Raw genomic sequence first — 13,896 nt, 5'->3', positions numbered from 1 at the left:
AAGCTGGTGCCATCGTGCAAACACTGCTGCGCCACCTGCAGTTTGAACCACTCGTCGTATCGTTTGCTCATAAAAACACCCCGAAGGTTGGATTGGGGGTCCAACTTTCGGGGTGCAGTTCACGCCTGGATGGGGGCTTTTTCATGTCTCGATGGTGTCAAGGCCGGGCGTGGCGAGAGACCGTCGCCTGACGAGCCGGGGAGCCGCCCCACGCCGGCGGGCATGGGGGTCCCCATGCCCTGCTGTCATCACCCCAGCAGCAGCTCCGGCAGGAACAGGGCCAGCTCGGGAATGAAGGTGGTCAGCATCAGTGTCGGCAGCCAGGCGAACACGATCAGGATCAGCGTCGGCTTGAGCATCTCGTTGACGGGCGTATCGGTCACCTGCGACCCCAGATAGAGCAGAGGCGCCGTCGGCGGGGTGATATTGGCCATTCCCAGGTTCACGCCCAGCACGGCCGCAAAGTGAATCGGGTCCATGCCCACCCCCTGCACGATGGGCAGCAGCAGCGGTGCCGACAACAGAAGCCCGCTGATGTCATCCATCAACATGCCGATAAGGATCAGGACCAGATTGACCATCAGAAGAATGACGATGGGGTTATCGGAGACCGAATACACCAGCTCCTTGGCGATGCCGGGAATGTCTTCGAACAGCAGGAAGCGGCTGACGATCAGGACCATGAAGATCATGATCATCACGACACCGATGGTGACCCCCGCACTGCGCATGGTCTGCAGGAAGGTCTTCCAGGTCAGTCCCTTGTAGACATAGATACCGATGGGAATCGCATAGATGACCGCCACGCCGGCGGCCTCGACCGGCGTCATGATCCCGCCATAGATGCCGCCCAGGATGATGGCCGGCATGGTCAAGGCCGGTAGCGCCTTGAAGCTGCGCTGGCGCAGCACCAGGTTGAACGGCGTGACCTTCCGGCTGAGGGTGAGCCCCTCCACCTTGCGCAGGCAGAGATAACTGACCAGGCAGAGCAGGAAGACGAGGATGATCCCGGGAATCACCGTGGACAAAAACGCCTTGAGCACCGACTGCTGGGTCACCCAGGCGTAGAGGATGTGAGAAGCGCTGGGCGGAATCAGCAGCCCCAGCGGACTGGCACTGACGATAAGTGCCGCCGAGAGCCCCTGAGGATAGTTCGCCTGGCGCAGGTGCGGCATCATGATGCTGCCGATACAGGTCAGGGTGGCGTTGGCGCTGCCGGAGATGGAGCCGAAAATGCCGCTCGCGACGACAGAGGCGGCGGTCAAGCCGCCCTTCAAGTGACCGACAAAGAGTTCGGCCAGGCTGACCAGGGGCTTGGCTATGCGGCCCTTTTCCATCACCGCCCCGGCGATAATGAACAGGGGAATGGCCAGCAGCACTAGCGAGTTCATCTTCCAGTGTCCGGTGGGAAGAAAACCGCTGACGTCATGCCCTCCGACCAGTGCCAGGAAGATCAGCAGGCCACCAAAGGCCATGGGCACGCTCACGCCGATCAGCAGAAGCGCACACAGTATGACAATGACTCCAAGAATGATCATGTTACTTTCCCGTTAATCGGCTTTAGCCGAGTTCAAAGCTTGATCACGACGGCATAAGAGGACATACAAGTGCAGGGCGCTATATACCGCCATCATCACAAAACCGATAAGTATGCCCAACCTCGGCACCAGGAAAGGTATATGCAAGGCAACTGTTCTCTGCCAGTTAGGGTACGCATCGATGCTTTCCTTGATCATCAAACATCCCCAATAGACGATGACCAGCGTGATGATAAGCTCGATGGCCTCGACCAACACGCCTCGCCAGTACAGCAGCTTGGGGTTCTTGATCATGAAGCCCAGCATGTCTGCTTTTACATGGGCCCTGTTATGAGTGGCCACAGCACTGGCGAGGAAAAACAACCATATCGCAATGACCAGCAACCACTCTTCATAGGCAAAGAGATCCGCTCCGAATCCGTACCTGGCCACAACAACGAAGAAAAACGTCAACGCCATGGTGATGCCGGAGGCGATGATGACAAAATTCATCAACTTCATTATGGTCCGCAACGGCACATTCAAATGCGCCGGATAATGGTGCTCCAGGCTTTCCATAATTCAATATCCCGGTGTAAAAAAAGAAGAGAGACCGACGGATGTGCATCCGTCAGTCTCAATCCGTATATGACTGGCAGTTAAGCTTCCGACCCCCGGAGGCGATCCAGCACGTCCTTGCCAATTTCTTCTTCCGCGGCGCCCCATACGACCTCGCGGACCCTCTTCTTCATTGCCTGCTTTTCTTCTTCGCTTGACTGAAGTACCTGATACCCTTCCTCCAGAAGCTTTTCCTCGAACTCCTGCTCGCTGGCCTTGTTCCAGGCAAAGAAATCATCTGCAGCCTTGTTCATGGCGTCAGTCACGACGTCCTGCTGCGCTTCGTTCATCTTCCCCCAGGTCTTATTGGAGATATAGTAAAATGAAGTATCCGTCACGGCATTGTTGGCAATGTAGTACTCGCCCACGTCACTGATGGCGAAGATGTTGTAGGCATCCTGTGTAGTGCAGCAGAGAGCGCCATCGACGATTCCGCTCTGCAGTGCCGGGAAGATATCTCCCCAGGCCATGGTCGTGGCCTGGTAGCCCATGAGCTCGACGGTATTCTTGATCAGGCTGGAGGACCAGACACGGATGTTCATCTCCTTGTCGTCCATGCCGGCCCAATCCTCGGGCTGCTCGTTGGCGACAACGCCCGTAAAGCCCACGGGGATGCTGTTCATCAGGCGCAGGTCGAGACCGTCCAGACGCTCCGACATGATCTGATTGAACGCGGAGTCCTGGTTCATCATCACATCTTCCATGTCCTGCCAGCTGCTCACCAGGAAAGGCAGCGAGGCGATTTCGAGGACGGGGTCCTTGTGGGAGTAGATGAATCCGGCGACCATATCGATGTTGCCGCGAATGGCATCTTCGAACAGCTCTTCCCCGGAGCCCAGCTGGTTGGCGGGGAAGACCGTCACACTGAGACCGACGTCGGCCGCCTCGATGTCGGCTTCGACCTGCTCCATCATCTTGGTGCCCTGGCTGTTGGCCGGGAGCGTGCCGGCGAAGTTCAGCCGGAGATCCCCTGCCGACACGGCCATGGATGACGCAAGTGCACACCCTCCCACACTGGTCAGGAGCAGCTTGGACACGTGCTTGCTGATGGGCTTCTTCGATAACATGGGAAGTATCTCCTGGGAGTTATTTTGATCTTTCAGCGATAGAAGAGCAGTGGCGAACCTGCCCGCTGTCCGGCCCGTGCCCGGTCAGCAGAGAGGGGAAGAAGGCGTAGAGAGATGCCGTCCTGAAGGCGCCAGCAGAATGACGGTATGGCCGTGATTCCGTCAGCCGCGTGAGCGGCTTTCCTGTGCCCCCGGTAACGGAAAGGTGCTATTGCGTGCGAACCCGACCCGGTCTTTTCATGCCAGATGCTGCGTCAGTCGGTTCGCATAAAGCCCGTTGAATCCTGCCTCACCCGTTTCCCGAAACACAGTAGTCTTGCGAGTGCTCGCGCTTCAATTTCGCTACCCTTTCACACTTGACGCTTTTTTATGCTTCATGAGCATCTTTCTGCATGCATTTCGCGGCGGATTCGACTTTGGTCGTGCACTCCGGGGCCTCGGGCGTCGACAACGACGCTCCCCGATGGCAACGCTCCAGGGAGGAAATGAAAACGCCACCGCAGCGGTCTGCGGTGGCGTTGTTGAACAGGGCGGTACAGCGTCAGTCAGCGCACGATGCCCTCTCGTCTTAGCCTGGCGATGTCCTCCGGCGTCAGCCCCATCTCGGCGAGAATGGCATCGCTGTCCTGCCCGAGGTGGGGTGGCGCGATCTCGCTGGTCAGCGCCTCTCCGTCGAAGCGCAGGGGGCTCGCCACCTGAGGCACTCTCCGGCCATCCTGCTCGAGAGTGTGGTGCAGGCCGCGGTGGCGCACCTGGGGGTCGTCGAACACCTCGGTCAGGGTATTGATGGGCCCCGCCGGAATGCCGCGCACCTCCAGCTCGGCGAGCCAGTCGTCGCGGTCGCGGCCGAGCAGCCGTGACTGGATCATCGCCACCAGCACCTCCCGATTGCCGACCCGAGCGGCGTTGGTGGCATAGGCGGGATCCTCGGCCCAGTCGGGATGCCCCAGCAGGTGGGCCAGGCGGGCGAACTGGGCATCGTTGCCCACGGTGAGCACCAGGTGGCCATCGGCGCAGGCGAAGGCCTGATAGGGGACGATGTTGGGATGGGCGTTACCGTGACGCTTTGGAGATGACCCGCTGGTCAGCGCATTGAGGGCCTGGTTGGCGAGCGTCGCGACCTGGACATCGAGCAGCGCCACATCGATGTGGCGCCCCCTCCCCGTGCGTGCGCGCTCATGGAGAGCGGCCAGCACCCCGACCGAGGCGTAGAGGCCGGTCATCACGTCGGTGATCGCCACGCCGGTCTTCATGGGCATGCCGTCGGGCTCGCCGGTGAGGCTCATCAGCCCCCCCATGGCCTGGATCATGAAGTCGTAGCCGGCGCGACGGGCGTAGGGGCCATCCTGGCCGAAGCCGGTGATCGAGCAGCCGATCAGCCGCGGGTTGAGCGCCTTCAGGCTCGGGTAGTCGAGGCCGTACTTCGCGAGCCCCCCGACCTTGAAGTTCTCGAGCAGGATGTCGGCGCCCTTGGCGAGCTCCCTGACCAGGGCCTGTCCGCCCTCGCTGGCGATATCCACGGCAAGCGATTGCTTGCCGCGGTTGGCACAGAGGTAGTAGGCCGCCTGGCGCTCGGCCCCGTGATCGCCGTCCAGCCAGGGGGGCCCCCAGCCGCGGGTGTCGTCGCCACGGCCGGGATGCTCGATCTTGATCACCCGAGCGCCCAGATCGGCCAGCTGCTGGCCGGACCAGGGCCCGGCCAGCACCCGCGAAAGATCGAGCACCGTGATGCCCTCAAGCGGTCCGCTCATCTGCAGCTCCTTGCTCACTCTCACTCGGGGCTGACCCGGCAACAAGCCCTGGTGTGCCGTACCATCGAGGAGGCGCTGTGAATACCTCCCTGTACGCTACCGACGCCCTACGGCGCTCTCGCATCCTGCGCCGCTTGCAGGGCCGGTGCTGGCCATCCATGGCCAGCCCGTTCGGAGCGGTGCTCCTCACCCATGGCGTAGGACCTCCCCTTCGGCTTGTTCCCGACCCCCTCGTGAGACGCATGTCATGTGGCCTACCGGGTCAGCCGGTAAACGCCTGGATGCCGGTCTGGGCACGCCCGAGGATCAGGGCGTGAACGTCATGGGTGCCCTCATAGGTATTCACCGCCTCGAGGTTCATCACGTGGCGGATTACGTGATACTCGTCGCTGATGCCGTTGCCCCCGTGCATGTCGCGGGCCATGCGAGCGATATCCAGCGCCTTGCCGCAGTTGTTGCGCTTGATCAGCGAGATCGCCTCGGGCACCAGCTGATCCTCGTCGATCATCCGCCCCACCCGCAGCGCGGCCTGCAGCCCCAGGGCGATCTCGGTCTGCATGTCGGCGAGCTTCTTCTGGATCAGCTGGTTGGCGGCCAGGGGGCGGCCGAACTGCTTGCGCTCCAGAGTGTAGTCGCGGGCGGCGTGCCAGCAGGCCTCGGCGGCGCCCATGGTGCCCCAGGCGATGCCGTAGCGCGCCCGATTAAGACAGGAGAAGGGCCCCTTGAGCCCCTTGACGCCGGGCAGGCGGGCCTCGTCGCCGACCTCCACGTCCTGCATGGCGATCTGGCCGGTGACGGAGGCGCGCAGACTGAACTTGCCCTCGATCTTGGGCACGGAGAGGCCCTTCATGCCCTTCTCGAGGATGAACCCGTTGACCACGCCCTCCTCGTCGCGGGCCCAGACCACGAAGACATCGGCGATGGGCGAGTTGGTGATCCAGGTCTTGGTGCCGTTCAGCCGCCAGCCACCATCGAAGCGGGTGGCGCGGGTGCTCATGCCGCCCGGGTCGGAGCCGTGATCCGGCTCGGTGAGGCCGAACGCCCCCACCCACTCGCCGCTGGCCAGCCTCGGCAGGTACTTCTCGCGCTGGGCCTCGCTGCCGAAGGCATGGATCGGATACATCACCAGGCTCGACTGCACGCTCATCGCGCTTCGGTAGCCGGAGTCGACCCGCTCCACCTCGCGGGCGATCAGGCCGTAGCTGACGTAGTTGAGCCCGGCGCCGCCGTAGCCGTCGATGGTCGCGCCGAGCAGGCCCAACTCGCCCATCTCGTTCATGATCTCGCGGTCGAAGTGCTCGTGACGGTTGGCCTCCAGCACCCGCGGCAGGAGCTTCTCCTGACAGTAGTCATGGGCCGTCTGGCGGACCATGCGCTCCTCTTCGCTGAGCTGGTCGATCAGGCGGAAGGGGTCGTCCCAGGTGACGGGGGTGATCTGGCTCATGGGGCATCCTCGAGTGGCGTGGCATTAATTTCTACATTTTCAACAAATGTAGACCAATAACACCCCACTGCCAAGCCCGACGCGCCTTTCCACCCTCCCTTCCGGCGCCTCCTTGCCACACCCCGGTCGGCGCATGTGTCAAGGTGCCCGAGGCGACAGCTGGCGACGGATCTGCCACCAGGCCAGCCCCCCGACCAGCAGGTTGGCCGCGAGCACGCCGGCAAACACCCCGCTGCTGCCGGCCAGGCGACCGCCCAGCCAGGCCAGCGGCACGGTGAGCATGAACAGCCGGATCACCGACAGGCGCATGGCCAGCGCCGGCCGGTGCAGGGCATTGAGCGACGAGACCGCCAGTATCACCACGCCCTGGGCGCCCAGCCCCAGGGGCACCAGCCACAGGAAGCTGCGCAGTACCCCGGCCACCGCCTCCGTTTCGGCATAGCCCGCCACCAGCCAGGGCGCCAGCCCCTGCAACGCGCCCCAGACCAGCAGCTGCCAGGCCAGTACGAAGACGAAGCAGCCGAAGATCGCCCGGCGCACCCGGTCGTGCTGTCCGGCCCCGGCGTTCTGGCTGACCAGCGGTGACAGGGTCATCGAGAGCGCCAGCACGACGATCTGGGAGATCGCCTCGATGCGGCTGCCGACGCCGTAGCCCGCCACGGCGGGGTGGCCATGATCGGCGATGATGCGGGTCACAAGCCCGAGGGCGATGGGCGTGAAGACGCTGGTGAGCGCCGCCGGGCCGGCGATGCGACCGAGCTCCCGCCAGGAGGCGGCCAGTCCCTTCGCATCGAGTCCGGCCAAATCGAAGAGCGCGCGCAGTTCGCGATGACAGGCCAGCACCATCGCCATCAGGCCCCAGCTGATCACGGTGGCGAGCGCCGCCCCGCTGACGCCGAGCGCCGGGAAGGGACCGGCCCCGAAGATCAGCCACCAGTCGAGCAGCACGTTGATGCCGGCGGCCAGCGCCATCATCAGCCCTTGGGTGGCGGTGTTGCCATGGGCGCGCAGGATGCTGTTGAGCACCCGCGGGACGATCATCGCGGCCGCGCCCAGGTACCAGATGCCCATGTAGTCGCGGATATGCGGCATCAGCACGTTATCGGCGCCCATCAGTCGAAACAGCGGCTCCAGGGTCGCGAGGCCCAGCAGGGTCATAACGCCCCCCACCACCACGGCCAGCAGGGCCGCATCGGTGGCGCGACGGCGCACCGTCTGGGGCTCGCCCTGCCCCAGCCGACGGGCCACCACCGCCGAGGTGCCGATGCCCAGGCCAATGGCCAGGCTGATGACCGTGAACACGACCGGGAAGGTGAAGGAGACCGCCGCCAGCTCCTCGGTGCCGAGCCGGGAGATGAACCAGGCATCCACCAGGTTGAAGCTCATCATGGCGAGCATGCCGACCACCACCGGCAGGCTCTTGCGCAGCAGGGTGGCCGCAATGGGCCCCTCGAGCAGCTCGCGACGCGCGGGGCGCGCTGCCCGGGAAGCGGAGGGCGAGGACGGTGAGGAAGGCGGTGCGCTCATACGGGCTCTCGACGAGAAACGGGCACGAAAGTGTGCCCGTTTTCGCCACCCCCGTGTAGGAGTGGGGCGCGGTTCGCGCCTAGCGGTGTCACCCGCTCGATCTACTTCTTGCCCTGATCCTCGCCCTGGCGATAGAGGGTCTGGATGCTGGAGAAGTCGCGCTGGCCGCTGCCCTGGGCGCTGTGCAGGGCGAAGAGATTGCGCGCCTGGGAGCCCATCGGCACGCTGGACTTCGAGCCCAGCGCCAGCTCCCAGGCGAGCCCCAGGTCCTTGGCCATCAGATCGGTCAGGAAGCCGCCCTGGTAGTCCCGGGAGGCTGCCGAGCCCTCCATCACCCCGGGCCAGGGGTTGTAGACGTTGAGCGCCCAGTTACCGCCGCTGCTCTGCTTCATGATCTCGGAGAGCACCGCCGGGTCCAGGCCGTTCTTCACGCCCAGCGCCAGCGCCTCGGCGGTGCCGGACATCAGGATGCCGAGCAGCATGTTGTTGCAGATCTTGGCCACCTGGCCGGCGCCCGACTCGCCGGCGTGGAAGATATTCTTGCCCATCGCCTCGAGCAGCGGCTTGCCCTGCTCGAAGCCGGCCTGATCTCCGCCGACGATGAAGGTCAGGGTGCCGGCCTTGGCGCCGCCCACCCCGCCGGAGACCGGGGCGTCCAGGTAGGTGAAGCCGCGCTCGGCGGCGGCGGCGCCCACCAGGCGCGCGTCGTCCGGCGCGATGGTCGAGGAATCGATCAGCAGCGGGCGGTGCTCCAGGGCGTCGAGCAGGCCCGGCGCACCGTCGCGCCCCAGATAGAGGCTCTGCACGTGGGCGCCGGCCGGCAGCATGGAGATGACCACCTCGGCGCCGGAGGCCGCGGCCTCGGCGCTAGTGGCGCGGCTCGCGCCCTCGGCTTCGAGGGCCTGGATGGCCTCCTCCACCAAGTCGAAGACGGTCACCTCGTGCCCGGCCTTGAGCAGGTTGATGGCCATGGGAGCGCCCATGTTACCGAGGCCGATAAAGGCGATGTTCATTGGCGTGGCTCCTGTTTCGTTGTGAGTTGTTCAGGACAAGCGTTCATGTCGGTCGGTGCGCTGGCCTCAGCCCACGCGATGGCCGACGCCCAGATCGCGCAGCGGGTGTGTCTCGGCGGACCAGCGCGTGCTCATCAGCACCTGGATATCGGCCTCGGGCACCTCGGCCACCCTGGCGTGGGACCAGCGCGGCGCCTTGTCCTTGTCGATCAGCAGGGCGCGCACGCCCTCGACGAAGTCCCCCTCGCGGCAGCACTGCACCGAGAGGCTGAGCTCCTCACGGAAGGCGTCGGCGAGGCCGGTGTGGGCATGGCGCTCGAGCATGCGCCACACCAGCTGGGCACTCACCGGGCAGCCGGCCTCGAGCCGCGCGCGGTTGGCGGCGAGCCAGGCATCCTCGGTGGTGTCGCGCAGGATGCGCTTGACGGCGCACGCGGCGTCGACGCGTCCCACCAGCGACTGGAGGTGATCCAGATGCGGCCACACCTGCGCCGGCGGGGCCGCCTCGCGATCCTCATGATCATCGAGCACCGACTGCACGCCGGCCCGCAGGGCCCGCGGAGCGCGATCGCCGTAGTCGGCCTCCTGCAGCGCGCCGAGCAGCGCCTCGCGACGCTCGCGCGGAATGAAGCGATCGGCCATGCCCAGGTCGAGGGCGTCCCTGGCATTGAGCTGGGCGCCGGTGAGGCCCAGGTAGGCGCCCACGCCGGCCGGCATGCGCCCCAGGAACCAGCTCGCGCCGATATCGGGGTAGAGGCCGATGGTGATCTCGGGCATGGCGATGCGGGTGGTCTCGGTCACCAGGCGCTGGAAGCCACCGGCCATCAGCCCCAGGCCCCCGCCCATGACGATGCCGTCGCCCCACACCATCAGCGGCTTGGGATAGGTATGGATGCGATAGTCGAGACGATACTCCGCCGTGAAGTAGGTCTCGGCGAAGAGGCCGTCGCGCCCGGCGCCACGGTTCTCGCCCTCCTCGGTCAGCGAGCGGTAGAGGGCCACCACGTCGCCGCCGGCGCAGAAGGCCTTGTCGCCGCTGCCCTCGAGCCACACGGCCACCACGCTGCGGTCGACCGCCCAGGCGTCGAGCTTGGCCTCGAGCTGGCGGATCATCTCCAGCGACAGGGCGTTGAGCGACTTCGGGGCATTCAGGGTGGCCACGCCGATACGGCCGCCGTCGCGGGTGGGCAGCTCGTCGAAGAGCACTGCAAGGTCCGACATCCGGGGATCTCCTGGATCTGGTAAAGGGTACAGGCGGTTACTGGAGCGACTCGATGACGCCGTCGGCCAGCAGGCGGCGAGCGACGATCAGGCGCATGATCTCGTTGGTCCCCTCGAGGATCTGGTGCACCCGGGTGTCGCGCACCAGCCGCTCCAGGGGATATTCACGAATGTAACCATAGCCGCCGTGCAGCTGCAGGGCCTCGTTGCAGACGTTGAAGCCCATATCGGTGGCGAAGCGCTTGGCCATGGCGCAGTGGGCGGTGGCCTCGGGATCATTCTGGTCGAGGCGCCAGGCGGCGTGGCGAACCATCAGCCTGGCCGCGGTAAGCTCGCTGGCCATGTCGGCGAGCTTGAACTGCAGGGCCTGGAAGCTCGAGAGGTCGCGACCGAACTGCTTACGCTCGGCCAGATAGTCCCGCGACAGGGTCAGGGCCTGCTGGGCGGCGCCCAGCGAGCAGCTGGCGATGTTCAGCCGCCCGCCGTCGAGGCCCTTCATGGCGAACTTGAAGCCCTCGCCTTCCGCCCCGAGGCGGTTGGTGACCGGCACCCGCACGCCATCGAAGCTCACCAGGCGGGTCGGCTGGCTTTTCCAGCCCATCTTCTCCTCGTTCTTGCCGTATTCCACGCCGGCGGCATCCGCCGGCACCACGATCGTCGAGACGCCGCCGGCGCCGCTGTCGGGCTCACCGGTGCGGGCCATCACCACCAGCACCTCGGTGGCGCCCGCCCCGGAGATGAACATCTTGCTGCCCGAGATGACGTAGTCGTCGCCGTCGCGAACCGCCTTGGTGCGCAGGCTGGCCGCGTCGGAGCCGGCGCCGGGTTCGGTCAGGCAGTAGGAGCCCAGCGCCTCACCGGCTACCATGGCGGGCACCCAGGCCTCGCGCAGGGCGTCGTCGCCCCAGGTGGCGATCATCCAGGTGACCATGTTGTGGATGGTCAGGTAGGCAGTGGTGGCGATGCAGCCCTGGGAGAGCTGCTCGAAGATCAGCGACGCCTCGAGCCGCGAGAGGCCGAGACCGCCGTGCTCCTCGGGGGTATAGATGCCGAGAAAGCCCGCCTCGCCCGCCCGGCGGATGACGTCCACCGGGAAGTGGGAGGTCGCGTCCCAGTCGGCCGCATGGTCGGCCAGCTCGGCGCGGGCGAAGTCGGCGGCGGCCGCGGCCAGCGCCTTCTGATCATCGGTCAGGGAGAAGTCCATGGGGAATCCCTCTTGTTCGGCTATGAATGATTTCGGCCAGGAATGGGTGACGGTTCGAGGTAGTGGTCCGCGCGGCGCTGCCCGAGGGCCGGGTGTCGAGGCGCCCGACGGGCGCCATCGACCACTCCGGCCGGCTGGCCCCCAACCTAGCACTTGCTAGGTTTATCCCATATCACCCCATGGTCGAACAAGCACTTTACGTTAACGTCAACCTCGTCTAGTGTTGCCAGACGAGGTGGGAAACCGCCGGTTCACCACCCGGTCACAGGATCAACGTCATGACACAATCAACCTCACCAGACACCACGAGCGGCCAGGACGCCCTGCCGCGCCAGCACCGCCAGTACACCATCGGTGAGCTGGCGAGGATGTTCGAGGTGACGCCACGCACCATCCGCTTCTATGAGCAGGAGGGCCTGCTGGCCCCGCGTCGCGAGGGACAGAAGCGCATCTATCACGAGAAGGATCGGGTGCGCCTGAAGCTGACCCTGCGCGGCAAGCGCCTGGGATTCTCGCTGGGCGAGATCCGCGAAGTGGTGATGATGTATGACGCCATGCCCGACGGGAATGCGCGCCAACTGCGGCGCCTGCTGGAGATACTGGCCGACAAGCGCGCCAACCTCGAGCGCCAGCTGGAGGACATCCGCCTGATGCGCATGGAGCTCGACGACGTGGATCACCGCGCCCGGGAGGTCCTGCGCGGCCTCGGCCACGAGGCCTGAGCGCCCGCCCCCCGATCGAACACCCACCACGACGTCATCCTGCGTTTCACGTACACCGCCACAGGCTAGCAACAAGACGAGAAACTCCATGACACGCCAACACCCTTCGATCAGCTACGTCAGCGGTATCAGCGACACTCCCCTCAAGGGCCAGACCATCGGCGACTGCTTCGACGACACCGTGGCGCGCTTCGCCGAGCGCGACGCCCTGATCAGCCGCCACCAGGGGCTGCGCTACAGCTGGAGGGAGCTTCAGCAGGCGGTTGACCGGGTGGCCCGCGCCCTGATCGCCCTGGGGGTGACGCAGGGCGAGCGCGTCGGCATCTGGTCGCCCAACTGCGCCGAATGGACGATCACCCAATTCGCCACCGCGAAGATCGGCGCCATCCTGGTCAACATCAACCCCAGCTACCGCACCCACGAGCTCGATTATGCGCTCAAGCAGTCCGGCGCCTCGACGCTGATCCTGCAGGGGGCCTTCAAGAGCTCCGACTATGTGGCGACGCTGGCCGAGCTGGCGCCTGAGCTGAACGAAGGCGGCCCCGGCACCTTCAAAAGCGCCAAGCTCCCCGACCTCAAGCGGGTGATCTGCCTCGACGAGCAGCGCGCGCTGCCCGGCATGCTGACCTGGTCCCAGATGCTCGACCATGCCGATGCAATCTCCGCCGACCGGCTGGCCGAGGTCCAGGCCGGCCTGCAGTTCGACGACCCGATCAACATCCAGTACACCTCGGGCACCACCGGTGCGCCCAAGGGCGCCACCCTCTCCCACCACAACATCCTCAACAACGGCTTCTTCGTGGCGCGCACCATGAACCTCGACGAGACCGATCGCATGGTGATCCCGGTGCCCCTCTACCACTGCTTCGGCATGGTGATGGGCAACCTTGGCTGCGTGACCCACGGCGCCACCATGATCTATCCGGGTGACGGCTTCGAGGCGGGCGAGACCCTGCGCGCCGTCGCCGAGGAGCGCGCCACCACCCTCTATGGGGTGCCCACCATGTTCATCGCCGAGCTGGAGCACCCGGAGTTCGAGAGCTTCGACCTCTCCTCCCTGCGCACCGGCATCATGGCCGGCTCCATCTGCCCCATCGAGGTGATGCGCAACGTCATCGACAAGATGCACATGCAGGACGTGACCATCTGCTATGGCATGACCGAGACCAGCCCGGTGAGCTTCCAGACCCAGACCGACGCGCCGCTGGAGAAGCGCGTCACCACGGTCGGCACCATCCACCCGCACCTCGAGGTCAAGCTGGTCAGCCCCGACACCGGCGCCGCGGTGCCCCGTGGCGGCACCGGCGAGCTCTGCACCCGCGGCTACAGCGTGATGCTCGGCTACTGGGAGAACGCGGAGGCCACCGCCAAGGCCATCGACGCGGCGGGCTGGATGCACACCGGCGACCTGGCGACCATGGACGACGAGGGCTACGTGGCGATCGTCGGGCGCATCAAGGACATGATCATCCGCGGCGGCGAGAACATCTACCCGCGTGAGATCGAGGACTTCCTCTATACCCACCCGGCCATCTCCGACGTGCAGGTGATCGGCGTGCCCGACGATAAGTACGGCGAGGAGGTGATGGCCTGGGTCAAGCTCAGTGAGGGTGAGCAGCTCGACGAGGACGCTCTCAAGGCCTTCTGCAAGGGCCAGATCGCCCACTACAAGGTGCCGCGCTACGTGAAGTTCGTCGACGCCTTCCCGATGACCGTCACCGGCAAGATCCAGAAGTTCAAGATGCGCGAGGAAGCCACCCACGAGCTGGGATTGGCGTAAGCGCCGAGCAGAATATGCCGCGCATGACGAGA

Annotated in this window: 11 protein-coding genes; 2 read left to right on the top strand and 9 right to left on the bottom strand. The window is 65.3% G+C overall.

The genetic code is table 11. The features are described 5' to 3' along the window. Positions 1-248: 248 nt before the first annotated feature. From ABE957_RS12650 to ABE957_RS12610, 9 genes are all read right to left on the bottom strand, one after another. Complete coding sequence (locus ABE957_RS12650; RefSeq protein ID WP_349759047.1) at positions 249-1,538, bottom strand: TRAP transporter large permease; 1,290 nt, start codon at positions 1,536-1,538, stop codon at positions 249-251. 12 nt (positions 1,539-1,550) lie between these two features. Then, positions 1,551-2,096, bottom strand: a complete 546-nt coding sequence (locus ABE957_RS12645) for a TRAP transporter small permease (protein ID WP_349759046.1) — start codon at positions 2,094-2,096, stop codon at positions 1,551-1,553. Between the two features lie 80 nt (positions 2,097-2,176). After that, positions 2,177-3,202 carry a TRAP transporter substrate-binding protein DctP gene (gene dctP / locus ABE957_RS12640; protein ID WP_349759045.1) on the bottom strand — a complete coding sequence of 342 codons (1,026 nt, stop codon included), beginning with the start codon at positions 3,200-3,202 and terminating at the stop codon, positions 2,177-2,179. 545 nt (positions 3,203-3,747) lie between these two features. Beyond that, positions 3,748-4,953 (bottom strand): CaiB/BaiF CoA transferase family protein, encoded by a 1,206-nt coding sequence (locus ABE957_RS12635; RefSeq protein WP_349759044.1) that lies wholly within the window; start codon positions 4,951-4,953, stop codon positions 3,748-3,750. A gap of 262 nt (positions 4,954-5,215) precedes the next feature. Further along, positions 5,216-6,397 (bottom strand): acyl-CoA dehydrogenase, encoded by a 1,182-nt coding sequence (locus ABE957_RS12630; RefSeq protein WP_349759043.1) that lies wholly within the window; start codon positions 6,395-6,397, stop codon positions 5,216-5,218. A gap of 138 nt (positions 6,398-6,535) precedes the next feature. Next, the gene (locus ABE957_RS12625) at positions 6,536-7,924 is read right to left on the bottom strand and encodes an MATE family efflux transporter (protein ID WP_349759042.1); all 1,389 of its coding nucleotides are present in this window, start codon (positions 7,922-7,924) and stop codon (positions 6,536-6,538) included. 101 nt (positions 7,925-8,025) lie between these two features. Further along, a complete protein-coding gene (mmsB, locus tag ABE957_RS12620; RefSeq protein ID WP_349759041.1) occupies positions 8,026-8,937 on the bottom strand; it encodes a 3-hydroxyisobutyrate dehydrogenase in 912 nt (303 codons plus the stop codon). A gap of 66 nt (positions 8,938-9,003) precedes the next feature. Further along, on the bottom strand, positions 9,004-10,158 hold the full coding sequence (locus tag ABE957_RS12615; protein WP_349759040.1) for an enoyl-CoA hydratase/isomerase family protein: 1,155 nt from the start codon (positions 10,156-10,158) through the stop codon (positions 9,004-9,006). A gap of 37 nt (positions 10,159-10,195) precedes the next feature. Next, positions 10,196-11,362 (bottom strand): acyl-CoA dehydrogenase family protein, encoded by a 1,167-nt coding sequence (locus ABE957_RS12610; RefSeq protein WP_349759039.1) that lies wholly within the window; start codon positions 11,360-11,362, stop codon positions 10,196-10,198. A gap of 278 nt (positions 11,363-11,640) precedes the next feature. On the opposite strand from ABE957_RS12610, the gene ABE957_RS12605 reads away from it, so the two are divergent. Together ABE957_RS12605 and ABE957_RS12600 are read left to right on the top strand one after the other, a co-directional pair. Then, on the top strand, positions 11,641-12,084 hold the full coding sequence (locus ABE957_RS12605; RefSeq protein WP_349759038.1) for a MerR family transcriptional regulator: 444 nt from the start codon (positions 11,641-11,643) through the stop codon (positions 12,082-12,084). An 88-nt stretch (positions 12,085-12,172) separates the two neighbouring features. Continuing rightward, positions 12,173-13,864, top strand: a complete 1,692-nt coding sequence (locus ABE957_RS12600; protein WP_349759037.1) for an AMP-binding protein — start codon at positions 12,173-12,175, stop codon at positions 13,862-13,864. Positions 13,865-13,896: the final 32 nt, after the last annotated feature.

This window comes from Halomonas pelophila (assembly GCF_040196315.1).
GTDB classification, from domain to species: Bacteria; Pseudomonadota; Gammaproteobacteria; order Pseudomonadales; family Halomonadaceae; genus Halomonas; species Halomonas pelophila.
The sequence above is the reverse complement of the archived record's forward strand: the minus strand, read 5'-3'. Positions and strand labels throughout refer to the sequence as shown.

What these genes read in the sequence shown, in the direction of transcription:
- ABE957_RS12650 (WP_349759047.1), bottom strand. Translation starts at nt 1,538, where the DNA reads ATGATCATTCTTGGAGTCATTGTCATACTGTGTGCGCTTCTGCTGATC.
- ABE957_RS12645 (WP_349759046.1), bottom strand. Translation starts at nt 2,096, where the DNA reads ATGGAAAGCCTGGAGCACCATTATCCGGCGCATTTGAATGTGCCGTTG.
- dctP (WP_349759045.1), bottom strand. Translation starts at nt 3,202, where the DNA reads ATGTTATCGAAGAAGCCCATCAGCAAGCACGTGTCCAAGCTGCTCCTG.
- ABE957_RS12635 (WP_349759044.1), bottom strand. Translation starts at nt 4,953, where the DNA reads ATGAGCGGACCGCTTGAGGGCATCACGGTGCTCGATCTTTCGCGGGTG.
- ABE957_RS12630 (WP_349759043.1), bottom strand. Translation starts at nt 6,397, where the DNA reads ATGAGCCAGATCACCCCCGTCACCTGGGACGACCCCTTCCGCCTGATC.
- ABE957_RS12625 (WP_349759042.1), bottom strand. Translation starts at nt 7,924, where the DNA reads ATGAGCGCACCGCCTTCCTCACCGTCCTCGCCCTCCGCTTCCCGGGCA.
- mmsB (WP_349759041.1), bottom strand. Translation starts at nt 8,937, where the DNA reads ATGAACATCGCCTTTATCGGCCTCGGTAACATGGGCGCTCCCATGGCC.
- ABE957_RS12615 (WP_349759040.1), bottom strand. Translation starts at nt 10,158, where the DNA reads ATGTCGGACCTTGCAGTGCTCTTCGACGAGCTGCCCACCCGCGACGGC.
- ABE957_RS12610 (WP_349759039.1), bottom strand. Translation starts at nt 11,362, where the DNA reads ATGGACTTCTCCCTGACCGATGATCAGAAGGCGCTGGCCGCGGCCGCC.
- ABE957_RS12605 (WP_349759038.1), top strand. Translation starts at nt 11,641, where the DNA reads ATGACACAATCAACCTCACCAGACACCACGAGCGGCCAGGACGCCCTG.
- ABE957_RS12600 (WP_349759037.1), top strand. Translation starts at nt 12,173, where the DNA reads ATGACACGCCAACACCCTTCGATCAGCTACGTCAGCGGTATCAGCGAC.